29 protein-coding genes are annotated in these 26,250 nt (G+C 72.4%); 18 read left to right on the forward strand and 11 right to left on the reverse strand.

Annotated features, from left to right (window positions below):
* Positions 1-2: 2 nt before the first annotated feature.
* Positions 3-1,013, reverse strand: a complete 1,011-nt coding sequence (gene rsgA, locus ACFYPH_RS30070; protein ID WP_387186459.1) for a ribosome small subunit-dependent GTPase A — start codon at positions 1,011-1,013, stop codon at positions 3-5.
* A 121-nt stretch (positions 1,014-1,134) separates the two neighbouring features.
* Positions 1,135-2,436 carry a 3-phosphoshikimate 1-carboxyvinyltransferase gene (aroA, locus tag ACFYPH_RS30075; protein WP_354861339.1) on the reverse strand — a complete coding sequence of 434 codons (1,302 nt, stop codon included), beginning with the start codon at positions 2,434-2,436 and terminating at the stop codon, positions 1,135-1,137.
* Between the two features lie 102 nt (positions 2,437-2,538).
* Between aroA and ACFYPH_RS30080 the strand changes: the two genes are divergently transcribed.
* The 5 genes from ACFYPH_RS30080 to rsrA all read left to right on the forward strand — a co-directional run bounded on the left by ACFYPH_RS30080 (position 2,539) and on the right by rsrA (position 5,842).
* Entirely contained in the window at positions 2,539-3,249 is a 711-nt protein-coding gene (locus tag ACFYPH_RS30080; RefSeq protein WP_354861336.1) for an SOS response-associated peptidase, read from the forward strand.
* A 197-nt stretch (positions 3,250-3,446) separates the two neighbouring features.
* A complete protein-coding gene (locus ACFYPH_RS30085; RefSeq protein ID WP_007464737.1) occupies positions 3,447-3,839 on the forward strand; it encodes a WhiB family transcriptional regulator in 393 nt (130 codons plus the stop codon).
* A gap of 52 nt (positions 3,840-3,891) precedes the next feature.
* Positions 3,892-4,509 (forward strand): alpha/beta family hydrolase, encoded by a 618-nt coding sequence (locus ACFYPH_RS30090; protein WP_387186462.1) that lies wholly within the window; start codon positions 3,892-3,894, stop codon positions 4,507-4,509.
* Between the two features lie 216 nt (positions 4,510-4,725).
* Positions 4,726-5,553: a sigma-70 family RNA polymerase sigma factor gene (locus tag ACFYPH_RS30095; protein WP_354861333.1), complete on the forward strand. Its 828-nt coding sequence runs from the start codon at positions 4,726-4,728 to the stop codon at positions 5,551-5,553.
* A gap of 1 nt (position 5,554) precedes the next feature.
* The gene (gene rsrA / locus ACFYPH_RS30100) at positions 5,555-5,842 is read left to right on the forward strand and encodes a mycothiol system anti-sigma-R factor (protein ID WP_007464731.1); all 288 of its coding nucleotides are present in this window, start codon (positions 5,555-5,557) and stop codon (positions 5,840-5,842) included.
* 124 nt (positions 5,843-5,966) lie between these two features.
* Here rsrA and ACFYPH_RS30105 read toward each other — a convergent pair whose 3' ends face one another.
* Positions 5,967-6,041 carry a 50S ribosomal protein bL37 gene (locus tag ACFYPH_RS30105; protein ID WP_369814844.1) on the reverse strand — a complete coding sequence of 25 codons (75 nt, stop codon included), beginning with the start codon at positions 6,039-6,041 and terminating at the stop codon, positions 5,967-5,969.
* 223 nt (positions 6,042-6,264) lie between these two features.
* On the opposite strand from ACFYPH_RS30105, the gene ACFYPH_RS30110 reads away from it, so the two are divergent.
* Entirely contained in the window at positions 6,265-6,486 is a 222-nt protein-coding gene (locus tag ACFYPH_RS30110; RefSeq protein ID WP_007464729.1) for a biotin/lipoyl-binding carrier protein, read from the forward strand.
* Positions 6,483-6,992, forward strand: coding sequence for a GNAT family N-acetyltransferase (locus ACFYPH_RS30115; protein ID WP_354858454.1), 510 nt, complete (start codon positions 6,483-6,485; stop codon positions 6,990-6,992). The genes ACFYPH_RS30110 and ACFYPH_RS30115 overlap by 4 nt, the downstream gene beginning before the upstream one ends.
* Positions 6,993-7,002: 10 nt before the next feature.
* Here ACFYPH_RS30115 and ACFYPH_RS30120 read toward each other — a convergent pair whose 3' ends face one another.
* A complete protein-coding gene (locus ACFYPH_RS30120) occupies positions 7,003-7,605 on the reverse strand; it encodes a helix-turn-helix domain-containing protein (protein WP_354858456.1) in 603 nt (200 codons plus the stop codon).
* A 112-nt stretch (positions 7,606-7,717) separates the two neighbouring features.
* On the opposite strand from ACFYPH_RS30120, the gene ACFYPH_RS30125 reads away from it, so the two are divergent.
* On the forward strand, positions 7,718-9,298 hold the full coding sequence (locus ACFYPH_RS30125) for an MDR family MFS transporter (protein WP_354858458.1): 1,581 nt from the start codon (positions 7,718-7,720) through the stop codon (positions 9,296-9,298).
* 58 nt (positions 9,299-9,356) lie between these two features.
* Here the strand turns inward: ACFYPH_RS30125 and ACFYPH_RS30130 are convergent, their stop codons facing one another.
* Complete coding sequence (locus ACFYPH_RS30130) at positions 9,357-11,186, reverse strand: tetratricopeptide repeat protein (protein ID WP_387186466.1); 1,830 nt, start codon at positions 11,184-11,186, stop codon at positions 9,357-9,359.
* Positions 11,187-11,369: 183 nt separating this feature from the next.
* On the opposite strand from ACFYPH_RS30130, the gene ACFYPH_RS30135 reads away from it, so the two are divergent.
* Together ACFYPH_RS30135 and ACFYPH_RS30140 are read left to right on the forward strand one after the other, a co-directional pair.
* Positions 11,370-12,401, forward strand: coding sequence for an SIS domain-containing protein (locus ACFYPH_RS30135; protein ID WP_355063794.1), 1,032 nt, complete (start codon positions 11,370-11,372; stop codon positions 12,399-12,401).
* A gap of 30 nt (positions 12,402-12,431) precedes the next feature.
* Positions 12,432-14,024, forward strand: a complete 1,593-nt coding sequence (locus tag ACFYPH_RS30140) for a histidine kinase N-terminal domain-containing protein (RefSeq protein WP_355063659.1) — start codon at positions 12,432-12,434, stop codon at positions 14,022-14,024.
* 286 nt (positions 14,025-14,310) lie between these two features.
* On the opposite strand, the gene ACFYPH_RS30145 is transcribed toward ACFYPH_RS30140, so the two are convergent.
* The gene (locus ACFYPH_RS30145) at positions 14,311-15,906 is read right to left on the reverse strand and encodes a glycosyltransferase family 39 protein (protein WP_387186468.1); all 1,596 of its coding nucleotides are present in this window, start codon (positions 15,904-15,906) and stop codon (positions 14,311-14,313) included.
* 311 nt (positions 15,907-16,217) lie between these two features.
* Between ACFYPH_RS30145 and ACFYPH_RS30150 the strand changes: the two genes are divergently transcribed.
* From ACFYPH_RS30150 to ACFYPH_RS30165, 4 genes are read left to right on the forward strand one after another with little or no spacing between them, the layout of a single operon-like run.
* Complete coding sequence (locus tag ACFYPH_RS30150; RefSeq protein WP_354858472.1) at positions 16,218-17,930, forward strand: nitrite/sulfite reductase; 1,713 nt, start codon at positions 16,218-16,220, stop codon at positions 17,928-17,930.
* Complete coding sequence (locus ACFYPH_RS30155; RefSeq protein ID WP_167517323.1) at positions 17,927-18,088, forward strand: hypothetical protein; 162 nt, start codon at positions 17,927-17,929, stop codon at positions 18,086-18,088. The genes ACFYPH_RS30150 and ACFYPH_RS30155 overlap by 4 nt, the downstream gene beginning before the upstream one ends.
* Entirely contained in the window at positions 18,085-18,846 is a 762-nt protein-coding gene (locus tag ACFYPH_RS30160; protein ID WP_354858475.1) for a phosphoadenylyl-sulfate reductase, read from the forward strand. Before ACFYPH_RS30155 ends, ACFYPH_RS30160 begins: the two co-directional genes overlap by 4 nt.
* Entirely contained in the window at positions 18,843-19,631 is a 789-nt protein-coding gene (locus tag ACFYPH_RS30165) for a sirohydrochlorin chelatase (RefSeq protein WP_387186477.1), read from the forward strand. Before ACFYPH_RS30160 ends, ACFYPH_RS30165 begins: the two co-directional genes overlap by 4 nt.
* A 166-nt stretch (positions 19,632-19,797) precedes the next feature.
* Here the strand turns inward: ACFYPH_RS30165 and ACFYPH_RS30170 are convergent, their stop codons facing one another.
* Together ACFYPH_RS30170 and ACFYPH_RS30175 are read right to left on the reverse strand one after the other, a co-directional pair.
* Positions 19,798-20,055, reverse strand: coding sequence for a WhiB family transcriptional regulator (locus ACFYPH_RS30170; RefSeq protein ID WP_007072794.1), 258 nt, complete (start codon positions 20,053-20,055; stop codon positions 19,798-19,800).
* Positions 20,056-20,502: 447 nt separating this feature from the next.
* On the reverse strand, positions 20,503-21,453 hold the full coding sequence (locus ACFYPH_RS30175) for a diacylglycerol kinase family protein (protein WP_363937230.1): 951 nt from the start codon (positions 21,451-21,453) through the stop codon (positions 20,503-20,505).
* Between ACFYPH_RS30175 and ACFYPH_RS30180 the strand changes: the two genes are divergently transcribed.
* Positions 21,452-21,886, forward strand: a complete 435-nt coding sequence (locus ACFYPH_RS30180; RefSeq protein ID WP_387186472.1) for a hypothetical protein — start codon at positions 21,452-21,454, stop codon at positions 21,884-21,886. The genes ACFYPH_RS30175 and ACFYPH_RS30180 overlap by 2 nt on opposite strands.
* 72 nt (positions 21,887-21,958) lie before the next feature.
* On the opposite strand, the gene ACFYPH_RS30185 is transcribed toward ACFYPH_RS30180, so the two are convergent.
* From ACFYPH_RS30185 to sodN, 3 genes are all read right to left on the reverse strand, one after another.
* Positions 21,959-22,366, reverse strand: coding sequence for an ATP-binding protein (locus ACFYPH_RS30185; protein WP_266245852.1), 408 nt, complete (start codon positions 22,364-22,366; stop codon positions 21,959-21,961).
* Positions 22,367-22,398: 32 nt separating this feature from the next.
* Positions 22,399-22,854 (reverse strand): GNAT family N-acetyltransferase, encoded by a 456-nt coding sequence (locus ACFYPH_RS30190; protein ID WP_354858530.1) that lies wholly within the window; start codon positions 22,852-22,854, stop codon positions 22,399-22,401.
* A gap of 62 nt (positions 22,855-22,916) precedes the next feature.
* Entirely contained in the window at positions 22,917-23,321 is a 405-nt protein-coding gene (sodN, locus tag ACFYPH_RS30195) for a superoxide dismutase, Ni (RefSeq protein ID WP_007464694.1), read from the reverse strand.
* An 84-nt stretch (positions 23,322-23,405) separates the two neighbouring features.
* Between sodN and ACFYPH_RS30200 the strand changes: the two genes are divergently transcribed.
* From ACFYPH_RS30200 to ACFYPH_RS30210, 3 genes are all read left to right on the forward strand, one after another.
* A complete protein-coding gene (locus ACFYPH_RS30200; protein ID WP_355138053.1) occupies positions 23,406-23,756 on the forward strand; it encodes a S26 family signal peptidase in 351 nt (116 codons plus the stop codon).
* A 143-nt stretch (positions 23,757-23,899) separates the two neighbouring features.
* A complete protein-coding gene (locus ACFYPH_RS30205) occupies positions 23,900-25,078 on the forward strand; it encodes an NADP-dependent malic enzyme (protein WP_355063651.1) in 1,179 nt (392 codons plus the stop codon).
* Positions 25,079-25,114: 36 nt separating this feature from the next.
* A complete protein-coding gene (locus tag ACFYPH_RS30210) occupies positions 25,115-26,077 on the forward strand; it encodes a zinc-binding dehydrogenase (protein ID WP_354858483.1) in 963 nt (320 codons plus the stop codon).
* Positions 26,078-26,250 lie beyond the last annotated feature (173 nt).

The raw sequence follows: 26,250 nt of genomic DNA on the forward strand, positions 1-26,250 counted from the left end.
GGTCACTCGTCGGGCCCGCGCCGGTCACCCTCGCCGGGCCCGCGCTGGTCGCTGTCGCCGCGCGCGTCGCCCTCGCCGGCCCGCGAGGCGAGCAACCGGCGGTACGACGCCAGCCGGCGCGGGTCGGCCTTGCCGGCGGCCACCCAGGCGTCCAGCGCGCAGTCGGTCTCGTCGGCCGTGTGCTGACAGTTGGGCGGGCAGTCGACGGTGCCCTCGACCAGGTCCGGGAAGCCGTGCAGCAGGCTGTCGGCGGAGACGTGCGCCAGCCCGAAGCTGCGGATACCGGGGGTGTCGATGATCCAGCCCGGGTCGGTGTCGACGCCCGGCACCGGTGGCAGCCGCAGCGCCACGGCGCTGGTCGAGGTGTGCCGGCCCCGGCCGATCGCGCTGACCACGCCGACCGCGCGCAGCGCCTCCGGGACGAGGCGGTTGACAAGCGTCGACTTGCCCACCCCGGAGTGCCCGACCAGTACCGACACCTTGCCGCTCAGCAGCGCACGGAGCGCGGCGAGGTCGGAGTCGGGGCGGTTGAGCACGTACGGCAGCTCCAGCTCGGTGTAGTAGCCCAGCACCTCCTCCGGCCCGGCCAGGTCGGCCTTCGTGAGGCAGAGCAGCGGCTCGACGTCCGCGTCGTACGCGGCCACCAGGCAGCGGTCGATGAACCCGGTGCGCGGCGGCGGGTCGGCCAACGCGCTGACGATCACCAACTGGTCGGCGTTCGCCACCACCACCCGTTCCAGCCGACCCTCGGCGGTGGTCTCGTCGTCGTCGGCGGTGCGGCGCAGCACCGAGCGGCGTTCGGCGATCCGGACGATCCGGGCGAGAGCACCCTCCGCGCCGGAGGTGTCGCCGACCAGGCTGACGCGGTCACCCACGACCACCGACTTGCGGCCCAGCTCCCGGGCCCGCATCGCGGTCACCGTGGGCAGCTCGGCCCCCACCGCGCCGCGTTCGGCCCCGGCCAGCACGCACTGGTAGCGCCCCCGGTCGACGGCGATGACGAAGCCGTCCACCGCGTCGGCGTGCTGCGGGCGGGTGCGCGTACGCGGGCGCGACGACTTTCCGGGTCGGACGCGTACGTCGTCCTCGTCGTACTCCCGCCGTTTGGTCGCCAGGACCTGTCCCCTTCTCGCGTCAGTTCTTGCCGGTCACCATCGCTGACCATAGTGCCGGGAACTCGGGCATGGTCTTGGAGGTACACCCCACGTCGTCCACCTCGATGCCCGGAACGGCGAGCCCGGCCACCGCGGCGGCGTGGGCCATCCGGTGGTCGTGGTAGGTGCGGAACATCCCGCCGCGCAGCGGGCGAGGCCGGATCTCCAGCCCGTCCGGTGTCTCCGTGATGTCCGCCCCGAGGGCGGCGAACTCCCGCGCCAGCGCGGCCAGCCGGTCGGTCTCGTGGCCGCGGATGTGCCCGACACCGGTGAAGACCGACGGCGAGTCGGCAAGCATGGCCAGCGCGGTCAGCGCGGGGGTCAGCTCGCTGACGTCGGACAGATCGGCGGTCAGGCCGTGCACCACCCCGGTGCCGCGCACGGTCAGCCCGTTGGTGGAGAGGGTGACCTCGCCGCCCATCCGCTGCAGCAGCGAGCGGAGTTGCTCGACCGGCTGGGCGCTGCTGTGCGGCCAACCCTGCAGGGTCACCTCACCACCGGTGACCAGGGCGGCGGCGAAGAACGGCACCGCGCCGGAGAGGTCCGGCTCGATCTCCCAACCACGCCCGGTGAGCGGGCCGGGCTCGACGGTCCAGACGTCGGGGGTGGTGTCGTCGACGGCGGCGCCGGCGGCCCGCAGCATCTGCACGGTCATCCGCAGGTGCGGCGCGGAGGGCACCGGCGCACCGACGTGGCGCACCACGAGGCCCCGGTCGAAGCGCGGGGCGGCCAGCAGCAGACCGGAGACCAGCTGGCTGGACGCGGACGCGTCGATCACCACCTCGCCGCCGGTGACCCCACCGGTGCCGAGCACGGTCAGCGGGAGGCTGCCCGTCCCGGTGGCGTCGATCCGGACGCCCAGCGAGCGCAGCGCGTCGACCAGCGGGCCGAGCGGGCGGGTGCGGGCGTACGGGTCGCCGTCGAAGGTGACCTGCCCGTCGGTCAGCCCTGCCACCGGCGGCAGGAACCGCATCACGGTGCCGGCCAGCCCCACGTCCACGTGGGCGGGGCCGACCAGCGGGTGCGGCCGGACCAGCCAACGCTCGTCGTCGTTGATCGACACGTAGGTGCCCATCGCGCGCAGGCCGGCGGCCATCAGCTCGGTGTCACGGGCGCGCAGCGGCTCGGCCAGGGTCGACGGCCCGGCGGCCACGGCGCTGAGCACCAGGGCGCGGGCGGTCATCGACTTGGAGCCGGGCAGGCGCAGTGTCGCCGACACCGGGTCGGACGCGGTCGGTGCGCTCCACGGCTGCGGCGGCCGGGTCGCGGTCAGATTCCCCACGGTTACATTCTGCCGTGTCGGCCGGTGAGTGACGCCGACCGGCGGTCGTACTCCCGGTTGGCGGGACAGCAGGCCGGGCCCCCGGCGGGTTAGCGTGAGCGCATGTGCGGCAGGTACGCGACGACCCGTGGCTCCGGCGAGTTGAGCGCGCTGTTCGAGTCGTCCGACGACACCGACGGCGCAATCCGGCCGGATCACAACGTCGCGCCCACCGATCGCGTGCCGCTGGTCCGGCTCACCCCGGAAGGGCACCGCAGCCTCTGTGTCGCCCGCTGGGGGTTTCTGCCGCACTGGTCCCGTTCCGCCGCCGGCGCGGCCCGCATGATCAACGCGCGGGCCGAGACGGTGGCCACCAGTCGGGCGTACGCCGGCGCGTTCACCCGCCGCCGCTGCCTGGTCCCGGCCGACGGCTGGTACGAGTGGGTCCGCCAGCCCGACGGCGGCCGGCAGGCGTACTTCATGACCCCGGCCGACGGCTCGGTGCTCGCCCTGGCCGGCATCTGGTCGGTCTGGGAGTCCGGCGCCGAGAGTCGGCTCACCTTCAGCGTGCTGACCACCGCGGCGCTCGGCGAGCTGGCCGAGGTGCACGACCGGATGCCGGTGCTGCTGCCGCCCGATCAGTGGTCGTCCTGGCTGGGGCCGTGCGACGAGCCCGAACGCCTGCTCGCGCCCGCGTCGCCCGATCGGCTGGCCGGGTTGGAGATCCGCCCGGTCGGGCCGGCGGTGGGTGACGTCCGCAACGACGGCCCGGAGTTGACCGCCCGAGTGTCCGTTCCGCCGCTGCCGGCCCCATCGGAGCTGACCCTGTTCTGAAGATGACAGGCATCGTCGGGCACCGATTTGCCAGGGTTCTGCTCGATTCGTCGCCTGGCCGTTCAGCCATGTTCTCCGTAGCCCCTTGTCCCGGTGTCCAGAAGTGCGATACAACACAGCGCCGGTAGTGGCTGTCGATTCGCACGGGGCGGACGACATCCACCGATCTTGCCGGTCCCACGGGGGAGGTGGGTGGAATGACACGGGCGCGTATGCCCCGTCCGCACGAGGTGGCTGCGGCACGGAGAGATCCGCGGCTGCTGCGGGCCTTGCGAGAACGCCGACAGGACGACGCGTGGCGCACCAGAGGGACGTGCCAGAGCGTCGATCCGGAGACGTTCTTTCCGGCGCCGAACGAACCGGCGGACGCCGCCGTCGCGCTGTGCCGCAGTTGTGACGTGCAGGGTTCCTGCCTGGCATGGGCGCTGGAGGTCGGCGACTGCCACGGCGTGTGGGGCGCGACCACACCCCGCGAGCGGCGGGCGATGCTGGTCGCCTGGCGCGGCGAGGTGGAGCCCGATCCGGACGCGGCCGACGACGCCGGCCCTCCGGTACGCGACCGCCTGCTCACCCTGGTGCCGCTGAGCTGACCGCCGGGGCGAACCATCCCGGTGATCGGCGAGGGCGGCGCAGAATGGGTCGGTGCTGCCCAGCGAAGAGATCAACACGCCCCGCGGTCCGGCGCGGATCGACACCGACCTGCCGGCCCGGTCGGCGACCGCCCTGCTGGTGCTCGGGCACGGGGCGGGCGGCAGCGTCGACGCGCCCGACCTGCTCGCGGTACGGGACACGGCGGTCGAGGCCGGCCTGACGGTGATCCGGGTGACCCAGCCCTACCGGGTCGCCGGCCGTCGCGCGCCGGCCCCCGCCGGGCACCTCGACGAGGCGTGGACGGCAGTGCTCGCCGCGCTGCGCGCTCGCCACGACGAGGTGCCCACGTTGCTGGTCGGAGGTCGTTCCAGCGGCGCGCGGGTGGCCTGCCGGACGGCCCGCGCGGTGGGCGCCGCCGGCGTCGTCGCGCTGGCCTTCCCGCTGCACCCGCCCGGCCGGCCGGAACGCTCCCGGGCCGCCGAACTGGCCACCGGCCTGCCGACGCTGGTGGTCAACGGCGACCGGGACCCGTTCGGGGTGCCGGCGTCGGGGCCGGGCGTGCAGGTCGTGACCCGGCCGGGTGAGACGCACGACCTACGGCGGGATCCGGCCGGCACCGCGGACGTGGTGCGGGACTGGCTGCGCCGGCACCGCTGGACGGCCGACTGAACCGTCCGACCGTTTCCGCTGCCGGCCGCGGGTCGTTGCATCCGTTGGTGCCGCCGGCCCGATTCGGACGGACGGCGCCAGTCCTCCCAGGCCCTTCCTGGTCCCAGCGCCGGTGCCACCGGGGCCGGGACCAGGAACGGGAGAGCCGGGCGGAATGCCCCACCGGTCATCTCGCGTTACTAACCCCGGACGACTTTTCTGCGAGGGGGGTGACCGGTGCCGACCGAGACACGAAGCCTGGAACGGGACGAGCGGGACGCCCGGCAGCTACAGCGGCTGCTGGATGGTCCGGACTGGCCCGTGACAGCGGGACCGGGCGGGGTGGGTGCGGTGAGCACGGGCACACCAGCCGGAAGTGAATCTGTGGGCAGGTCCGTGCGCGTATCCTCGGCGGGAAAGCATCCGACGCGAGGGGATGTGCGGTTGACCACCGAGAAGACGGACGAGCGCAGGGCCCGGTTCGAGCGGGACGCGATGCCATTCGTCGATCAGCTCTACGCTGCTGGGCTGCGCATGACGCGCAACCCGGCGGATGCCGAAGACCTGGTCCAGGAGACCTACCTGAAGGCGTACGCGGCCTTCCACCAGTTCGAGCAGGGCACGAACCTGAAGGCCTGGCTCTACCGGATCCTGACCAACACCTACATCAACTCCTACCGCAAGCGGCAGCGCCAACCGATCCAGGCGCCCACGGAGGAGATCACCGACTGGCAGCTCGCCGAGGCCGAGTCGCACACCTCCAGCGGGCTGCGCTCGGCCGAGACCGAGGCTCTGGACCGGCTGCCGGACAGCGACGTGAAGGAGGCCCTCCAGCAGTTGCCGGAGGAGTTCCGCCTGGCCGTCTACCTGACCGACGTGGAGGGCTTCTCCTACAAGGAGGTCGCCGACATCATGGGCACGCCGATCGGCACCGTGATGTCGCGTCTGCACCGCGGCCGTCGTAATCTGCGCAAGCTGCTCGAGCAGTACGCCGCGGAGCGGGGCTTCAGCCCCGCCCGGTCCGCGAAGGGCTCTGCCGCTGCCGCTGCCGGCCGGGAGGTGTGACGTGAGCTGTGGAAAGCCGCACGAGACGGACTGCCGCGAGGTGCTCGCGGAGGTCTACCTCTACCTGGATCTCGAGTGCGCCGACGAGCGGCGCTCGCTGATCCGGCACCACCTCGACGAGTGCGGGCCGTGCCTGCGCGAGTACGGGCTCGAACAGGAGGTGCGGGCACTGGTCGCCCGTTGCTGCGGCAACGAGACCGCACCCGATCAGCTGCGCGAGCGGCTGCGGGTCAAGCTCACCGAGCTGGTGGTCTTCGAGACCAGCGATTCCCGTGAGCTGGCCGACTGAGCGTCGGCGTACCGAAACGGCGAAACACCGGTGGCCCGGGTCGATCTTCGACCCGGGCCACCGGCGTACCCGGCCTGCGCCGGGTCGGACTGACCGGTGACGGGCGCATCGCCCGTCGGCGCGTTCAGGAGTTGGGACGCTTGCCGTGGTTGGCGGCGCTCTTCTTGCGGGCCTTCTTCTTGCGGGACTTCTTCGCCATGCTGACCTCCTCGTGATGGGTCGGATCCGTGCTGCGCGCGGCCTCGCGCCGGTGCACCCACCGGCCGCCCGGCGTCGGGTCCGACCCGCTGATGGTAGTGCGCTCGGCACCCGGTGCCTTCCCCCGGGGCCGCCCCGGCCGGCGGGCCGCACCGCTCCGCTCCCGCGTCCCACCCTCGCGTGATTGGATACGTCGGCAGGCACATCGCGAAAAAGGGAGGGCCGTGGACATGGCCGAGGAGATCCGCGCCGAGATGGTGGCGAACGTCTGGAAGGTCGTCGCGTCGGCGGGCGACACCGTGTCCGAGGGCGACACTCTGGTGATCCTTGAGTCGATGAAGATGGAGATCCCGGTCGTCGCCGAGGCCGATGGCGTGGTCCAGCAGCTCGCCGTGCACGAGGGCGACGTCGTGCAGGACGGCGACCTGATCGCGGTGATCGGTTGAGCGGGCTGCTGGTCCGGCTCGCCGACAGCGCCGACTTCCCGGCGGTCGCCCGGCTGACAGTGGCCGCGTACGAGGCGGACGGTCAGCTCAAGGGCGAGCACGGGTACGGGGCGGTGCTGGCCGACGTCTCGACCCGGGCCGCCAGCGGCGAGGTGCTGGTCGCGGTGGACGAGGCGACCGGCGCGGTGCTCGGCTCGGTCACCTTCGTGCTGCCGGGCACCCCGTTCGCCGAGCTGTCCGGGCCGGGCGAGGCGGAATTCCGCATGCTGGCAGTCGACCCGGCCGCCCAGGGGCGGGGTGTGGGCGCGGCGCTGGCCCAGGCGTGCGTCGACCGGGCAGCCGAGTTGGGCTGTACGGCGGTCGTCATCTGCGTCCGCGCGGGGATGGCCGTTTCGGCCCACCGGCTCTACGAGCGCCTCGGGTTCGTCCGCATGCCGGAGAAGGACTGGTCGCCGGTTGCGGGCGTGGCCCTGCTGGGCCTGCGGCTGGAGCTGCCCCGCGCCTGAGGCCGGCTCGTCAGCCCCGACCGCTGGCCAAGGCCGCGTCCTCGTCGGGCTCCGTGCCGATCGCGGCCAGCAACTCGTCGGCCACCTCCAGCGCCAGCCGGCGGCGTTCGGCGTCGGTGATGCCCGGCGCCCGCACGGCGAACCAGCTGGTGTGCACGGCGAACAGGGACAGGGTGGCGCGCAGTTGGGCGGCGGGGGAGTCGTCGCCCCGGCAGAGGGCGCTGGCGAGCCGCATCATCCGGCCACGCATCTGCTGGCCGGAGGAGAGGCTCTTGAGCACTGTCTGGTTCTGCTCGAAGAAGCGCATCACCGACGGCATGTCGCCGCCGAACATCGTGTCGGCGTAGCGGGAGATGAGGGCGCGGCGGGTGGCCAGGGTCGCGGGCTGTGAGTCGGCCCAGGCGGTCAGCGCGTCCATCTGATCCAGCCGATCCTCCACGAAGCTGGCGACGATGTCGTCCTTGCTCTTGAAGTGGTAGTAGAGCGCCGCCTTGGTGACGTTGAGGCGTTCGGCGATCTCCCGCAGCGAGGTCTTCTCGTAGCCCTGCTCGGTGAAGAGCTCCAACGCGACGGCCTTGATCCGCTCTCGGGTGCCGCCTGTGCTCTCCCTCACCTACGCCCCCCAATTCACTTGACCGTCAGTTGGTACCCAACTTACCGTGCGGCTAGTAAGGTGACTAGCCGGGCGGCAAGTAAGTAAGGCAATCTTTGGGGGGAGCTTACCCATGACACAGGCAACCCAGGCCGGCGCACGACCCAACGTACGGGTCGTGCTGTTCGGGCTGATGATCGCGATGATGCTCGCGATGCTCGACAACATGATCGTGAGCACCGCGCTGCCGCGGATCACCTTCGAGTTCGGCGGTGCCGGCCACTTCACGTGGATCGTCACGGCGTACATCCTCGGCACGACTGTCTCCACGCCCATCTGGGGCAAGCTCGGCGACCTCTACGGTCGCAAGACGGTCTTCCTGACCTCGGTGGTCATCTTCCTGATCGGATCGGCGCTCTGCGGCATGGCCGGCTCGGCGATGTTCGGCGGTGTCGACAAGGGCATGATGGAGCTGATCGCCTTCCGGGCCGTGCAGGGCCTGGGCGCCGGCGGCCTGATGGTCGGCGTGATGGCGATCATCGGCGATCTGGTGCCGCCGCGCGAGCGCGGGCGCTACCAGGGCATGATCGCCGGCATCATGGCCATCGCCATGGTGGCCGGCCCGCTGGTCGGCGGCTTCATCACCGACAATCTCTCCTGGCGCTGGGCGTTCTACGTGAACCTGCCGCTGGGCGGCGTCGCGCTGCTCGTGCTGATCACCACGATGCACCTGCCGAAGTACCGCACCGAGCACCGGATCGACTGGCTCGGCGCCGGCCTGCTCTCGGTGGGCATCACCGCGATCGTGCTGCTCACCACCTGGGGCGGCAACGAGTACGACTGGGTCTCGCCGCAGATCGTCGGCCTGGCCGTGCTGGCGCTCGTGGCGCTGGTGGCGTTCGGCCTGGTGGAGCGCCGGGTACCGGAGCCGATCCTGCCGCTGGCGCTGTTCGCCAACCGCAACTTCGCGCTGATCTCGGTGATCGGCTTCCTGCTCGGCTTCGCGATGTTCGGCGCGATGAACTTCCTGCCGCTCTACCAGCAGACCGTGCAGGGGGCCTCGGCCACCAACAGCGGCCTGCTGCTGCTGCCGTTGATGTTCGGCATGCTGGTGGTCTCGCTGGTCATCGGCCGGGCGATCACCAAGAACGGTAGGTACCGGGCGTACCCGATCATCGGCGGCGTGGTGATGACCGGGGGCATGGCGCTGCTCTCCATGCTCGCCCTCGACACCAGCAAGCTGCAGTCCTCGCTCTACATGGTCGTGCTGGGCGTCGGCATGGGCTTCCTCATGCAGACCTCCATGCTGATCGCGCAGAACAGCGTGGAGCAGAAGGACCTGGGCGCGGCGAGCGGCGCGGCCACCTTCTTCCGGTCGATCGGCGGCTCGTTCGGTGTCTCGCTCTTCGGCGCGATCTTCGCCAACCAGCTCGCCGGCTCCGCCGCCGGCAAGGCGTTCAGCGGCGGCGGCGAGGGCGGGATGGACCTGGAGAAGCTCAAGCAGCTGCCCGCCCAGACGCGTGAGCTGGTCCTCACCGGCCTCTCGGACGCGATCTCGCACGTGTTCCTCTGGGCTGTGCTGTTCACCATCGTGATCCCGGTGCTCGCCTGGTTCATCAAGGAGATCCCGCTGCGCACCGCCAACGAGGCGCCGCCGCAGGCCACCCCGGAGGAGGAGGCCGAGGTCGCCCTCGGCAAGGCCCCGGTCGCCTGAGCCCACCCGGCACCCGCGCGCCGCGTCGTCCCCCGGTGGGGAGGGCGCGGCGCGCGGGTCAGGAGCGGCGGGTCAGCCGTTGCCAGAGGCGGCGCAGCGGGTTGCGGGGGCGGGGGATTCGGGGGGCCAGCTCGCCGAGCATCCGGGTGGCCAGTGCCGCGGTGTCCGGGTCCAGGGCGGGGGCGGCCAGCGCGAGGTGGGCCAGCGAGACCGCGATCGGCACCGGCCGGGCCTGGGCCACCGCCGCCGCGTCGGCCAACCGGTCCGCCACCACGCGGGCCACGTCCGGCCGCACCGCCGGGTCCACCCAGGCGGCGGTGATCAGGGCGAACAGCGCCGCCTCGGTGACCCAGTCCTCCACACCCCAGACCAGGTCCACCAGCACCCGGCGTCGGGTCGAGTCCGCCCAGGGCTCGTCGGTGCGCTGGTGCAGCAGCCCCAGACAGGCCCAGACCTGCACCCCGCGGACCCAGATCGACGGATCCTGGGCGGCCAGCAGTCGTCCCAGCCCGCTCGCCGGTGCCGCGGGCGGGTGCACCAGCAGCCCGAGCAGGTCGTCGACGTCGAGGCCGGCCAGGCCCACCGCCGCGTCGTAGGCCGCTGGCGGGTGCGGCCACGCCGGGTGGGCCACCTGTCCGATCCGTTCGACCGCCGCCGCCGAGGGCGCCGGCAGCGCCGGCGTCGGCACGTTCTCCGCGAAATGCCACAGCCGCTGCGCGGACGGGCGTCGGGGCTCGCGCGGGTCCGGCTCCGCGGCGCCGGCGACCTCGATCCGCAGTCCGGGCGCCACCGCCGTCGCCGTCCGTAGGGCGCTCGGTGGGGCTGCCGCCGCGAGGCGTACGGCGCCACCGATGCCGTTGTCGTCGTCGGCGACCGCCCGGCGGAGCGCGTCGACCAGGGGGCCGCCGGCCGGCGTCAGTTGCCCGAGCCAGGGCCGTCCCCGGCAGCACTGGGCCAGATCGCCGTGCTCGTGGCTGTCGTCCGGGTGGTCACGGATGAAGTCGGCGAGCGCGACCAGGTGGGACAGGTCGCCGTCGCGCAGGTGCCGCAGCCGGTGGGCGGTGTGCACCGCGCAGTCGAACGACGGGTCCCGGGCCAGCGCCCGCTCGGTCCACTCCAACGCCTCGTCGAGTCGGCCGGTCTCGGCCAGGGTGCCGGCGATGTCGGCGTAGATGGCCAGGTCGTCGGGGTCCAGGTCGACGGCCCGACCGAGCGCCGCGAGGGCGTCGCGGGTCCGACCCGCGCTGCGGTACGCGTACCCGAGCCAGACCTCGCCCATCTTCGACGGCTGGCACCGTACTCCTCGGCTGGCCCAGCGGATCGCCAGCGCGACCTCGCCGAGCCGCCGGGCCAGCGCGGACGCCGCGCCCAGCAGGAGACCGTGTTCGGGGTGCACGGTGGCGGCGTTGCGGGCCAGCGTGAGGTACGGCGTGAGGGCGTTCCGCCCGGCCCTCGGCACCGGGTCGGTCAGCGCCGCGCACACCTGCATGAGGACGCGGGCGATGTGTTCCGGTTCCAGCCGTTCGGCCAGCTCGGAGGCGGTCACCCACGGCACGCCCGCCCACTGGGTGCCGGGGGTGTGACCGGTCGCCGCCGCCAGCAGCTCCAGACCCTCGGCGGGGCGACCGGCGGCGGCCAGCAGGTGGGCGCGGGCGACGACCGCGCCCACGAAGGTGTGGTGGTTGATCGGGAAGAGGTCGAGCCCTCCTCCGTCGGCCGCGGCGAGGCGGGCCAGCGTCTCGTGCACCTCAGGCAGGGTGGGTGCCCGCGCCAGCGCGCCGGCCAGGTGGCCGGCGGCGTGGTGGAGGTCACCCTCGTCCAGTGCCAGCCGGGCCAGGGCCAGCTCCTCCGTCGCGGAGAGCGCGGGCTCGTCCCTTCCCTCTGGCACGGTGTCCTCTCGTCGCAGCTACAGACAGCGGGGCCAGCGTAGTTGATATTGAGATGATCAAGTGATCAACTGCGCACTGCTGCTCGAACAATTGCTCCTGCCAACTCTAACGTGCAAGACTGAGCAGGAAACGCGCGGCAATCGCGCAGGAGGGGAGCGTTCGTGACACGTGCAGGGTCCGGAATGGCGGCCGACATCGACGAGCAGCCCGCCGGCTACGCGCGCCTGCTCGACAGCGCCAACGCCGCGGCGATCGCCCGGGTGGCGGCTGTCGTGGCCGAGCGGCGACCGCGACACGTGGTCTTCACCGCCCGGGGCACGTCCGACCACGCTGCCCTCTACGGCGCGTACCTGACCGAGATCCGGCTCGGCCTGCCCGCCGGGCTCGCCTCGCCGAGTGTGGTCACCCTGTTCGGCGCCCGCCCCGACCTGTCCGACGCGCTCGTCGTCGGGGTCAGCCAGAGCGGTGGCTCACCCGACCTCGCCGAGGTGCTGCGCGCCGCGCGGGCCTCCGGCGCGCTCACCCTCGCGGTGACCAACGCCCCCGGCTCCCCGCTGGCCGAGACGGCCGAGCTGAGCATCGACATCGCCGCCGGGCACGAGCGGGCGGTGGCGGCGACGAAGACGTACACCGCCGAACTGCTCGCCCTGCTCATGCTGGTCGAGGGGATCCGGGCCGGCGACGGCGTGCTCCCGGCGGCCGAGCGGGAGGCGCTCGCCGCGCTGCCCGACCTGGCCACCAGGACGCTCGCCGACGACACCCCGGCCCAGCTCGCGCCGCGCTACCGCTTCGCCCGCCAACTGGTCACCACCGGCCGTGGGTACGCCTACCCGACCGCCCGCGAGGCCGCGCTGAAGCTGATGGAGACCTCGTACCTGCCGGCGCTCGCCTTCTCCGGCGCCGACCTGCTGCACGGCCCGCTCGCGATGACCGACCCGGAGGTCCCGGTGCTCGCCGTCGTCGGCTCCGGTCCGGGTGGCCGGTCGATGGGCGAGGTGCTGCCCCGCCTCGGCGAGCGCCGCGCCGACGTGGTGGTCGTCGGCTCCGCCGACGTGCCGGGCGCCACCCGGCTCGCCGTCCCCGAGGTCGACGAGCGGTACGCGCCACTGCTGGACATCCTCCCGTTGCAGCGTCTGGCGCTGGCGTTGGCCCTGACCCGTGGCGAGGACCCGGACGCGCCGCGCGGCCTGAAGAAGGTCACCGCGACGATGTGAGGCGCCGCGCGGCGTGGCACCCTGGTCACCGTGTCCACGCTGCGCGACCTCGCCGAGGAGCACACCCATCTCCGTCCGGCCGACATCGACCACCTGCACCGGATCGCCGGCGACTGGCAGCTGCTCTCCGATCTGTCCTTCGCCGACCTGCTGCTCTGGGTGCCGGTCGACGCCGAGGGCACGTTCCTCTGTGTCGCCCAGGTCCGCCCGACGACCGCGCCCACCGCGTACCAGGACGACCAGGTGGGCCGGATCATCGGCGGCTCGGAGGTGGCCCACCTGGGGGTCGCCTACTCCCAGGGGCGGATCTGGCGGGAGGGCGACCCGGTCTGGTACGGCGACGTGCCGGCCCGACACGAGGCGATCCCGGTCCGGCTACGCACCGCCGACGGCGAGGCCGGCGAAGTGATCGCGGTGGTCGGCCGCGACACCAACCTCTCCACCGCGCGTACGCCCAGCCAGCTGGAACTCAACTATCTGACCACGGCCGACGACCTGGCCCAGATGATCGCGGACGGCACCTTCCCGCCACCGCGGCACCCGGGCGAGACCACCTCCGCCCCCCGCGTCGGCGACGGCCTGGTCCGGCTGGACGCCGGTGGCAAGGTCACCTACGCGAGCCCGAACGCGCAGTCCGCGTACCGCCGGTTGGGCTACGCCTCCCACCTGGTGGGGGAGGATCTGGCCGCGCTGCACCGCCGGCTGGCGGGCGACCCGCTGGACGGCACCGAGGCGGCGAACGGCATCCTGGCGGCGTTGCGCGGCGAGGCGCCGCCCCGGCGGGAGATCGACGCACGCGGGGCCACGATGCTCACCCGCGCCCTGCCGCTGATGCCGGCCGGGGTGCCGATCGGCGCGCTCGTGCTGGTGCGCGACATCACCGAGGTCCGTCGTCGCGACCGGGCACTGATCACCAAGGACGCCACCATCCGGGAAATCCATCACCGGGTGAAGAACAACCTCCAGACGGTGGCCGCCCTGCTGCGGTTGCAGGCCCGCCGGGTGGCCATGCCGGAGGCCCGGGTCGCCCTGGAGGAGTCCGTCCGCCGGGTCGCTTCGATCGCTCTCGTGCACGAGACGCTCTCGATGTCCAGCGACGAGGCGGTCGAGTTCGACGGCATCGTCGACCGGGTCGCCAGCGCGGCGACCGAGGTCGCGGCGACCGAGGTGAGCGTCGGCATGCGCCGCAAGGGCAGCTTCGGCGTACTGCCCGCGGAGATCGCCACGTCGCTGGTGATGGTCCTCAACGAACTGCTGCTCAACGCCGTCGAACACGGCTTCCCCCCAGCCGACGAGACGGACGACGCACCCGTGCCGCCGACCTCGGGCGTGGTGCCGGCCGTCGTCGCCGAGGTTGATCCGTCGGCGCGACCGGAGGTGGTGGTCTCGGCGCACCGGTTCCGCAAGATGCTGCACGTCTCGGTGACCGACAACGGGCGCGGGCTGCCACCCGAGTTCGACGCCGAGCGCGGCAGCCGACTCGGTCTCCAGATCGTGCGGGCCCTGGTCACCGGCGAGCTGCGCGGCACCATCGAGCTGCGCGCGGGCGCCAAGGGCGGCACCGAGGCGCTGCTCGTCGTCCCGCTGGCCCGCAACGCCCCGGAAGGCCGCTCACAAGCCTGACCCCCCGCCCGGTTACGCCTCCGTCGGCCGCTGGGGCTCTGGCGTTGGTGACGCGTTCGCGGTCCGGCGTTGGTGGCGCGTTTACCGTCCCGGCTTGCCGGCGCGGCGCGGCCGGGCAGTCATGTCGTTTGGAGCCCTATACCTGTGAGTCATAAATATGACTCACAGGTATATCGCCTACTGAGGTGTGACGGGCGACGGCTGGCGGGGTGTCCAGGCTGTCGCGCCGAGCCCCCCGACCCTGGGCGGCATCGGCCCGAGGCGACGACCGGGCTGGGCCGGTGGGTCAGCGATCGGGGCGGCTGGTCAGCAGCGCGACGGTCAGGCCGGCACGCTGCCAGACCTGCGTGACGGTGAAGTCGGTGCGCAGCGCGTCGCCCTTGGCGCCGGGCACGGCAGCCAGCGGCTCGGCGTGCCGGCCGGAGACGACGAGCCACACTCGTGTCGTACCGGCCAGGCACTGTGCCGGTTGCGGGCACTCGGCGGCCCACAGGTCGCCCCGGCGGACCTCGTCCTCGGTGACCAGCACATTCCGTGGGGGGTCGCCGAGGTGGTACTCGATGCCGAGGTCGAGGAAGAGCCAACTGTGCCGGGGCGAGTAGACCACCGCGTCCCCCGGGCGTTGGCCGTCGGCGATCACCTGAGCCGCGCCCGCGTAGTCCACCGGCGCGCTGCGCGGCCACTCGTGGGTCCGGCGCAGCGCGGCCTGGTCGGGTAGGCCGAGCAGCGCGGCCAGGACCACCACGACGAGAGCGGCCGGTGGGGCCACGGCGGCCAGCGCCGCGCCCGCCAGCAGACACGCGAACGGCACCACGAAGACCAGGTACCGAGGAACCCACAGGGGTACGACCGTGCCGACGGCGAAGAGCAGCAGCACGGGCAGCAGCATCGCGCTCACCGGCAGCAGGGCGCGCCGCCCGAGCCGGGCAGCGCCCAGAGCGGCGACCCCGACCAGCAGACCGCCCACCACGCTGCTCTGGGCCACGCCGCCGGGCAGCGCGCTCAGGTCGTCCAGCCGGGCCGGATCGACCCAGCTCAACTGCTGGGAGCGCTGGGCGCGGGCGCGCAGCAGCAACGGGGTCACCACCAGCGCGGCCGGCACCAGGGCGATCACCCACCGCCAAATCCGCCCGTCCCGGCCGCCGGGACGACCGACGGGCGCATTGTCGTGGACCGGCGCGCTGTCGTGGGTCGGGGTGGTGTGGTGGACCGGCGCGGTGTGGTGGGTCGGCGTGGTCCCGGCGACCGGCGAGGCGATGCCGGCGGCGGCCGGGCCACGCCACCAGGTGATGACGACGACCAGCGCATGCGCGGCGAGCAGGGTGAGCGCGATCAGATGGATGAGCCCGAGCGCGGCGACGGCGACGGCGTAACCGGCCCAACGGGCCCAGCTCGGTCGACGCAGCGCGGTCACCAGCAGCAGGGTGGCGAGCACCGCGAGCATGGTGGCCAGCGCGTACGGGCGGGCCTCCTGGCCGTAGCGGGAGGTGCCGGGGAGCACCGCGAACAGCAGCCCCGCGAAGAGGCCGGCACGCCGGTCGACGAGTCGCGCGCCGAGCACGGCGAGCAACCCGGCGGCCGCGGTCATCGCCAACACGGCCGGTACCCGCAGGGCGATGGTGGAGTCGCCGAAGACTCTGGTCCAGCCGTGCATCAGCAGGTAGTACGGCCCGGTGGCGGCGTCGATGGTGCCGGCCAGGCGGGCCAGGTCGCGGGGCGACCGGGTGGCCGCGCTCCAGGTCGCCAGCTCGTCGCGCCAGAGCTGGGCGGAGCCCAGCCCGGTCACCGTCACCGCCAGGGTGAGCAGCGCCGGGGCGAGCCAGACCGGCAGGCGACGCAGGTGTTCCCACGCCGCCCCGGTCGACTCGGACAATCCGCCCACGGTCCGAGCCTGCCACGACCAGGCGGGCCCGTGATGTGGGATCCAGCACGCGGACATTGGCCGGCCCCCATGGGGTGTGGCAGCATGGGCCCATGACCGCCGCAGTCGTCCGCCGCTTCGTGGCTCGTCGCCACGTTGATTACGGCCGCGTGCGCAGCGCGATCTGTCCGGCCTACTGACGACGCCCGACCAATCCGTCTCGGGCGCGCTCCGCGCCGGCTGTCTGAAGACACCGTTGTCCCGCCCGCTACGCGGGCCGGCCGCCGCGCCCCGCGTAGCCCGAGGCACAGCAGACAACGGAGGACGCCGCGATGGCGGTCAGCAGCATCCCGGCCCGTTCCGAGGACCCGACGGCCCGCCCGGCCCGGGCGCCACGCCGGCCCCGGGGTGAGGGTCAGTGGGCGCTCGGCCACCGCGAGCCCCTCAACCCCAACGAGCGGATCAAGAAGGACGACGACCCGCTCAACGTCCGGGCCCGCATCGAGAACATCTACGCGCACCGCGGCTTCGCCTCCATCGACCCGCAGGATCTGCGCGGCCGTTTCCGCTGGTGGGGCCTCTACACCCAGCGCAAGGCGGGCATCGACGGCGGGCGCACCGCCGTGCTGGAGCCGCACGAGCTGGAGGACGAGTTCTTCATGCTCCGGGTCCGCATCGACGGCGGCCAGCTCAGCCTGGCTCAGCTGCGCGTGATCGCGGACATCTCGCGGGAGTTCGCCCGGGACACCGCCGACATCACCGACCGGCAGAACATCCAGTACCACTGGATCCGCGTCGAGGACATGCCGGAGATCTGGCGTCGGCTGGAGTCGGTCGGCCTGCAGACGACCGAGGCCTGCGGCGACTGCCCACGGATCGTGCTGGGCAGCCCGGTCGCCGGGGTGGCCCGCGACGAGCTGCTCGACCCGACCCCGGCGATCGACGAGATCGTCTCCCGGTACGTGGGGGACAAGCAGTTCTCCAACCTGCCCCGCAAGTTCAAGACCTCCATCTCCTGGCTGGTCGACACCCCGTACGAGTCGAACGACATCGCCTTCCTCGGCGTCGACCACCCCGAGCACGGGCCGGGCTTCGACGTCTGGGTCGGTGGCGGGCTCTCCACCAACCCGATGCTCGCCCAGCGGCTCGGCGTCTGGGTGCCGCTGGCCGAGGTGCCGGACGTGTGGGCCGGCGTGGTCGGGATCTTCCGCGACTACGGCTACCGCCGGCTGCGTAACCGGGCCCGGCTGAAGTTCCTGGTGGCCGACTGGGGCGTGGAGCGTTTCCGGGAGGTCCTGGAGAAGGAGTACCTGGGCCGTACGCTGCTCGACGGTCCCGCCCCGGAGCTGCCGGCGAAGCCGGTCGACCACGTGGGCGTGCACGAGCAGGCCGACGGGCGGCACTACGTGGGGGCCGCCCCGGTGGTCGGGCGGGTCTCCGGTGGGCAGCTCGCCCAGCTGGCCGACGTGGTCGAGGCGCACGGCAGCGACCGGGTGCGGCTCACCCCGTACCAGAAGCTGCTGGTGCTCGACGTGCCGTCGGAGCGGACGGAGTCGCTTGTCGACGCGCTGCGCGGGATCGGGCTGGAGGCCCGGCCGTCGGCCTGGCGACGCGGCACGATGGCGTGCACCGGCATCGAGTACTGCAAGCTGGCCATCGTCGAGACGAAGGCCCGCGGCGAGGAGCTGGTGGCCCGGCTGGAGCAGCGGCTGCGCGACTTCGACGCGGACATCTCGATCCACATCAACGGCTGCCCGAACGCCTGTGCCCGCACGCAGGTCGCCGACATCGGCCTCAAGGGCCAGCTGGTGGTCGGCCCGGACGGCCGCCAGGTGGAGGGCTTCCAGGTGCACCTGGGCGGCGGGCTGGGCATGGCGCAGGGGCAGAAGGCTGGTTTCGGCCGCAAGCTGCGCGGTCTGAAGACCACCGCCGACGAGCTTCCGGAGTACGTGGAACGGCTGGCCCGTCGCTACCTGGCCGGGCGGAGCGAGGGCGAGACGTTCGCCAACTGGGTGATCAGAGTCGACGAGGAGGAACTGCGATGAGCAGCGAGAACCGAGCGGCACCCCTGTACTGCCCGTACTGCGGCGAGGAGGACCTACGGCCGCACGAGGCGGGGCACGGCGCCTGGGAGTGCCACGCCTGCGCACGGGTCTTCTCGGTGAAGTTCACCGGGCTGCTCTCCCGGGCGGTGACCCGATGAGTCTCGTCTCCGCCGCGAGCCTGCGCCTGGTCGGTCCGGGCGCTCAGACCTCGACCGACCCGGCCGGGCGCAGCCCGGACGAGCTGCGGACGCTGGCCGAGCAGGCGGCTCAGGACCTGGAGGGCGCCCCCGCCCTGGAGATCGCCCGCTGGGCGGCGCAGACCTTCGGTGACCGCTTCTGCGTCACCAGCTCGATGGCCGACGCCGTCCTGGCCCACCTGGTGTCCCGGGTCGCCCCGGGGGTGGACGTGGTCTTCCTCGACACCGGTCTGCACTTCCCGGAGACACTGCGGGTGCGCGACGAGGTCGCCCGGACGCTGCCGGTGAACGTCCGGTCGATCCGGCCCCGGCTCACCGTGGGGCAGCAGGACGGCCAGTACGGCCCGCGACTGTTCAACAAGTCGCCGGACGACTGCTGCCAGCTGCGCAAGGTGGAGCCGCTGGAGCGGGCGCTGTCCGGGTACGATGCCTGGGCCGCTGGCCTGCGCCGGGACGAGTCGCCGACCCGTGCCAACACGCCGGTGGTGACGTTCGACGCGCGGCGCGGCAAGGTCAAGGTCAACCCGATCGCGGCCTGGTCGCAGGGGGACGTGGACGCCTACATCGCCCGCTGGAACGTCCCGGTCAACGAGCTGTTCAAGCAGGGCTACGGCTCGATCGGCTGCTGGCCGTGCACCCGACGGACGAAGGCCGGCGAGGACCCGCGGGCCGGGCGGTGGGCCATGTTCGAGAAGACCGAGTGCGGGCTGCACGTCTGACCCCGTCACCGACGACCCCGACCGGCCCGGTTGCGGCCGGCGGGGCGGCCCCGGTGGTGCTTGTCGCACACGGCAGCCGGGATCCACGAGCGGCCGAGGCCACCCGGGCGCTGGCCCGGGCGGTGTCGGCCGCCCGGCCCGGCCTGTCGGTGTGGGCGAGCTGGCTGGACCACACCGAGCCGGGACCGACCGAGGTGCTGCGCAAGCTGGCCCAGGCCGGGCATCCGCGTGCGGTGGTCGTGCCACTGCTGCTGACCGCCGCGTACCACCACCGGGTGGACATTCCGGCGGCCGTCGCCGCCGCGACGGAGGCCGGGCCCCCACTGGCGGTACGGGTGACCGACGTGCTCGGTCCGGCGGACGGAACGGTGTCGCCGGCGTTGCTGGCGGGGCTGCGCCGTCGGCTCGTCGAGGTTGGCCCGGGGCGCTTCGACGCGCTGGTGCTGGCCGCCGCGGGCACCCGGGACGCCCGGGCGCGCGGTTCGGTGGGCCGGGTGGCGGACGCGCTCGGCGCGGAGTTCGGGGTGCCCTGCCGAGTGTCGTACGCCTCGGCGGCCCCACCGGCGACCGGTGTGGCCGTGGCCCGGCTGCGGGCGGCCGGCGCGCGCCGGGTGGCGGTGTCCGCGTACTTCCTCGCGCCGGGCCTGTTCCACGACGCGGTGGCCGACGCGGCTCGGGCGGCCGGTGCGGTGGCGGTGGCGGCCCCGCTGACGGATGCGCCGGAGTTGGCCGAGCTGGTGCTGCGCCGGGTCGACGACCGGGGCGCGCTGGCGCCGACGGGTTGACGGCTCAGCGGCTCGGGCGGCTCTGCCGCTGACGGGTCAGGCGGCTCAGCCGGGTTGGCGCAGACGGCGGCGGAGCCGCTGACGGCTCAGGCGGGTTCGCGGGCACGGGACAGCAGTACGCCCCGGCAGGCGGACCTGCCGGGGCGTGCAGCTGTGTCGTTGGGGATCAGGCGGAGTGAGCGCGCAGCACCCGGAGGCCGCCGCGCCGCTTCACAGCGCGCCGCTCCTCCTCGCTCATCCCGCCCCAGACGCCGGCGTCCTGACCCGACTCGAGCGCCCACTGGAGGCACTGGTCGGTCACGGAGCAGCGCCGGCAGACGGCCTTGGCCTGCTCGACCTGCAGGAGAGCCGGTCCGGACGTCCCAATCGGGAAGAACAGTTCCGGGTCCTCGTCGCGGCAGACAGCATGGTGACGCCAGTCCATGGCGGCAACACTCCTCATTCTGGATGGGTGGCAATTTATTGCGGGTAGTGCTTTTCCTATATGCATCAGCAGTGCCTAAGGTGACCGTTCGCGTCTGACCATTCGGCAGTGCGTGAGCAGGCGGTTAGCCTCGGAGACCTGCTGGAACAGCTCAACCTGACGAGCATATCCAGGCAATGTCCCGGTAACTCAAGTTCGCTTGTGAATACTTTCACGAACGCTCGTGATGTCAAGGGTGACGCTCGGAAAAACTCCAAGCGGTGAGCAAGCCCACAACCCATTTGTCCGGGTTCCAGTGCGTTCCTGGTTACCCGCCGTGCCACAGCCGAGGATCAATATAGTACAGTCCGCGTGACATTGCTGACATTTCCGGCACCTGCCCCTCGGTGTGGCGGTGCCCGCCGGTGCGGTTGCGGTGCCGCGTCGACCAAGGGCAGTACCCGAGACCTAGCAGATTACTCTGAGTGCGGCCGGAATGGATGTGAATCTGACTTTCTCCCGCTCGCCAAGATAGTCGCCGTCCAGCTGGAACGCCTGCGGGCGGCTGGAGAGCAGGGTGAACTCCGCTGTGTCATGGAGTCGTAACACCTGACGACCGCTCGGATCCGGCCGCCGGGACAGGAACTGGGTGACTGTCCGTGTTGTGCTAGCCACCCGGAGCTGACGCAGTGCCAGCACGTCGAGGCCGAGATCGAACGACGCCTCCGGGTTCGGGTTGACCTCGCGGTCGCCCAGGTACGTCCACGGAGCGGTGTTCTGGATGATGACGGTGGCCAGCTCGTCCTCCGCCGGCTCACCCGGTCGCTCCAGGCTGATCGCCGGATGCCGCCGGTCCGAGGCGAAGAAGTACTGGTTCATGATCGAGCGCAGGTAGAGCCCCGGAGTCGAGACCCGCCCCTTCCGCCGCGCCTGCTCCACCCGGTGGATCACCGCAGCGTCCAGGCCGAACCCGGCGCAGAAGGTGAAGTAGCGGTCGTCCGCGCGGCCCAGCCCGACCGTGCGGTGCCGGCCCAGGCGCAACCCTTCGAGGATCATGCTGGTCGCCTCCGGCCATTCCCGGGGCAGGCCCAACGCGCGGGCGAACACGTTTGTCGAACCGCCCGGAACGGTGGCCAACGCGGGCAGTCGCTCCGCCATCGAGGCGCCCTCGACGCCGGCCGGCGGTTCGGCCGCCATCAGGCCGTTCACCACCTCGTTCACAGTGCCGTCACCACCCAGGGTGACGACGAGATCGACCCCCTCCACGGCGGCCTCCCGGGCCAGCGCCATGGCGTGCCCCCGGCGACGGGTGTAGCGCACACTGAGATCGACTTCGCTGCGCAGCGCCCGGACAAGCACGTCCCGGCTGCGTTCGCTGGTGGTGGTGGCCTTCGGATTGACCACCAGGACGGCCCGCATGGGCGGCACTGTACCTCTCGATAGCCCGGGTATCGTGGCGCGCGTGACCATCGACTCGGCCCCGGTTCCCGTCACACTCCGCTGGGCGGTGCGGCTGCTCTGGGCGGAGGCGGTCGCCGTCGGGCTGATCGCGGTCTGGCTGGTCTGGGCCGACCTCACCGCCACCACCACCGACCTGGCGTCGGCGTTGCTGGTGACCGCGTTCGCCGTCGGGGCGGCCGTCGCGCTCTGGGCGTTGGGCCGCGCGCTGCTGCGCCGACAGGCCGGCGCGCGGGCCCCCGCGATCGTCCTTCAGCTCATGCTGCTGCCGATCGGCTGGTTCATGATCCAGGCCGGGCTGGGCTGGCTGGGCGTACCGCTGATGGCGCTCGGCCTGGGCGTTGGCTGGCTGCTCGTCAGCCCGCCCACGACGAAGGCCCTCGGCTTCGAGTGACCCCGCCGCACGGGCGGGAGGCAACGGATTCGCCCGCGGCCCCGGCTGGGCGGGGTCGGCGGGGTGCGTCGGTCAGTAGCCGCCGGAGCGGCGGGTGAGCAACGAGATGGTCGCCCGGCCGTCGGTGGCCGTGGCGGACGCCGACGTGGTCAGCGCGGTGAGCACCTTCCAGGCGAAGGACGACTCGGCCGGCAACGTTGCCCCGCGTACGGTCGGCACGGTCACCTCGACGGTCAGCGCGTCGTTGGTGACCGAGAACCGGCACTCCAACTCGGCGTCGCGGGTGGCGATGGCGAGCAGCATGGCGCACGCCTCGTCGACGGCGATCCGCAGATCCTCGATCTCGTCGAGCGCGAACTGCAACCGGGCCGCGAGGCCGGCGGTGGCGGTGCGGAGCACGCCGAGGTAACCGCCGTCGGCGGGCACCGTGAGGTGCACCACGTCGTCGTCGGTCGCTGGCTGGCCGGTCAGTTGAGTCACGCCTCATCCCCCCGGTCGGGGACTCTACCCGGTCAGTCGTTCGGGCGCGTGTCGGCGGCCTCCGCCTGAGCGGCCAGGTCGCGCAACGCGTCACCGCTGAGCCGGTAGGGGACCCACTCGCTCATCTGCTCGGCGCCGATGGAGGCGTAGAAACCGGCAGCCGGATTCCACTCGATCATCCACCACTCCAGCCGCCGGTAACCCCGTCGTACGCAGATGTCGGCGAGCGTGGCGAGCAGCAGCCGGCCCGCGCCGGTGCCCCGGGCGGCCGGGGATACGTAGAGATCCTCCAGGTAGATGCCGTGCACGCCAGCCCAGGTGGAGAAGTTGAGAAACCACAGGGCGAAGCCGACCGGCTGGTCGCGCTCGTCGACCGCGACGTGGCCGAAGAGCGCCGGAGCAGTCGCGAACAGCGCCGAGGTGAGCTGCTCGGTGGTGAGGTGGCACTGGTCGGGAGCGCGTTCGTACTCCGCCAACTCGTGCACCATGGCGACGACGGCCGGCACGTCCTCGGGACGTACCGGCCGGATCGTCGGGATGACCGCGTTGGTCACGCCTTCTTGGTCTCCCAGAAGATCTTCGCGATCTCGTCGATCTTCGCGAGGAGCTTGTCGGCGGTGGCCGGGTCGAGGCTGCCCTTGACGCCACCGGCGCCGGCGAGCTTGGTGGCCTCGTTGAACAGGGTGTGCAGGTTCGGGTACTTCTCGAAGTGCGGCGCCTTGAAGTAGTCGGTCCAGAGCACCCACAGGTGGTGCTTGACCAGCTCGGCGCGCTGCTCCTTGATGATGACCGCCCGGGTGCGGAACTCCGGGTCGGTGTTCGCCTGGTACTTCTCGCAGATCATTTTGACCGACTCGGCCTCGATCCGGGCCTGGGCCGGGTCGTAGACGCCGCACGGCAGGTCGCAGTGAGCGCTCGCGGTGACGCGGGGCGCAAGGATGCGTGGAAGTCGCATCGGGATCCTCCATGGGAAGTTTGCGATGATCAAAGGCGACATTACTCCTGGGAATGCTCCCCGAACCGGGTGGAGGTGAAACCAGTGCGAGCCGATCACCCGGCGGAGGTGCCGCACCTGCGCGGGCCGCTGACGCCCGTTTCGGTGACCGGCCCGTCCATGGCGCCGACGCTGCGGCACGGCGACGCGGTGCTGGTCCGCTCGGGGGGGCGCCCGATCCGACCCGGTGACGTGGTGGTCGCCGTCTTCCGGACGCGTCCCGAGCTGCTGGTCGTGAAGCGGGCGGTACGACCGCAGGACGGCGGCTGGTGGCTGCGCGGCGACAACGATCTGGTCACCGACGACTCCCGGGCGTACGGGGTGGCCGACGTGCGCGGGAGGGTGCTGTTCCGCTACTGGCCCCGCCCCGGACGGGTGCACCGTCGGACGTTATGACCCTGCTCACATCCGAGTGACGGTACCGACACTATGCTCGGAAAGTGCCCGGGTGACCCCCCGCACCGCGTGCCACTGCTCGCCGCCCACCTCGCGGCCGGGCCGGCCGCCCCGTCTGCTCGACAGATCCTGGAGTCACCATCATGTCTTCGTCCACCGTGGACCCTGCTGATCCCGTCTTCCAACTGCACCTGGGCGGCAAGATGGCCGTCGCCTCGACGGTCCCGCTCACCAGCCGCGAGGACCTCTCCCTCGCGTACACCCCGGGTGTGGCCCGGGTGTGTGAGGCGATCGCCGCCGACCCCGACCTGGCCGACGACTACACCTGGGCGTCGCACGCCGTCGCGGTGGTCACGGACGGTTCGGCGGTGCTCGGGCTCGGCAACATCGGCCCGCGCGCCGCGTTGCCGGTGATGGAGGGCAAGGCGGTGCTGTTCAAGCAGTTCGCGGGGGTGGACGCGGTTCCGGTCTGCCTGGACACCCAGGACGTGGACGAGATCGTCGCGGTGGTGCGGGCACTGGCCCCGTCGTTCGGCGGGATCAACCTGGAGGACATCAGCGCGCCACGCTGCTTCGAGGTGGAGCGCCGACTCGACGAGGCGCTGGACATCCCGGTCTTCCACGACGACCAGCACGGCACCGCCATCGTGGTGCTCGCCGCGCTGCGCAACGCCGCCACCCTGCTCAACCGCAAGCTCGGTGACCTGCGGGTGGCGGTGAGTGGCGCGGGCGCGGCCGGCGTGGCCGTGACGAAGATGCTGGTCGCCGGTGGGGTCAACCCCGACCAGGTGGTGGTCTGCGACTCCAAGGGGATCATCGGCCGGCACCGCACCGAGTTGACCGGCACCAAGGCCGAGTTGGCGGCGAGCACCAACGCCGACGGCCGCCAGGGCGACATCACCGAGGCGCTGCGTGGTGCGGACGTGCTGATCGGCGTCTCCGGCGGGCAGATCCCCGAGGCGGCCGTCGCCCAGATGGCACCCGGCGGGATCGTGTTCGCGCTGGCCAACCCGACCCCGGAGGTGCACCCCGAGGTGGCCACCCGGCACGTCGCGGTGGTCGCCACCGGCCGCAGCGACTTTCCCAATCAGATCAACAACGTGCTGGCCTTCCCCGGGGTGTTCCGGGGCGCGTTGGACGCGCGGGCCACCCGGATCACCGAGGGGATGAAGGTCGCCGCCGCCGACGCCATCGCCGGCGTGGTGGCCGAGTCGCTCACCGCCGACGCGATCGTCCCGTCGCCGCTCGACCCGCGCGTCGCCCCGGCCGTCGCCGAGGCCGTCGCCGAAGCGGCCCGTCGCGACGGAGTCGCCCGCCGGTAGGCGGGGCCCTTCTTAACGGGCGCTCAGCTTGTTACCGTGCCGATCATGCGTGCCGCCTTCGCCTCCCGCTTCGACGATGCCGATCCGCTCGCCGCCCTCACCGTCGGTGAGCGGCCCGAGCCGACCCACCCGGAGGACGACTGGGTGACCGTGCAGGTACGGGCCACCTCGCTCAACCACCACGACCTCTGGTCGCTGCGCGGCGTCGGTCTCACCGAGGCCCAGCTGCCGATGATCCTCGGCTGCGACGCGGTCGGCGTGGACGCCGACGGCAACGAGATGGTCGTCTACCCGGTCGTCGTCACCCCGGGTGACCCGCGCGGGGTCTCGATCCTGTCCGAGCACTTCGCCGGGACCCTCGCCGAGCGGGTCGCCGTACCCCGGTCGAACCTGATCCCACTGCCCGACGGCATGGCCGCGACCGACGCGGCGTGCCTGCCCACGGCCTGGCTGACCGCGTGGCGGATGCTGACCACCAAGGGCCGCGTCGCGGACGCCGACAGCGTGCTGGTGCAGGGCGCGGGCGGCGGCGTCGCGACCGCGGCCGTCGCGCTCGCTGTCGCGATGGGCAAGCGGGTGTACGCGACCAGCCGTGACGCCGCCAAGCGGGAACGGATCACCGCCCTCGGGGCGACTGCCCTGGAGTCCGGTGCCCGGCTGCCGGAGCGGGTCGACGTGGTGATCGAGACGGTCGGCGCGGCGACGTTCGACCACTCGTTGAAGTCGGCCGCGCCGATGGCCCGGATCGTGGTCTCCGGCGCGACCGCCGGGCACCAGCCGTCGGTCAACCTGCGCCGGGTCTTCGCCATGCAGCTGGAGATCCTGGGGACCTCGATGGGCACGCCGGAGGAGCTGTACGAGCTGCTGGCGTTCTGCGCCGAGAACGAGGTCCGCCCGGTGATCGACACCGTGGTCCCGTTCAGCCGGGTCGAGGACGCCTTCGCCCGCCTGCACTCCGGCGACACCTTCGGCAAGATCGTCATCGACCACACCGCCTGACGCACGTCGTGCCCCCGCCGGACGCCGCCCGGCCGGCCCAGCCCCGCCCCGCCCCAAGATCGCGCAACATCATGGAAATCAACGCCGTTGCGTTTAGCGCCGTGAGCGGGAGGCAAGTCCTTTCTCGAAGAGTGTGATTTCGGCGTGGAAGCTGTAGGTCTGTGTGGTTGTTG

The organism is Micromonospora sp. NPDC005252 (assembly GCF_042872475.1).
Classification (GTDB): Bacteria; Actinomycetota; Actinomycetes; order Mycobacteriales; family Micromonosporaceae; genus Micromonospora.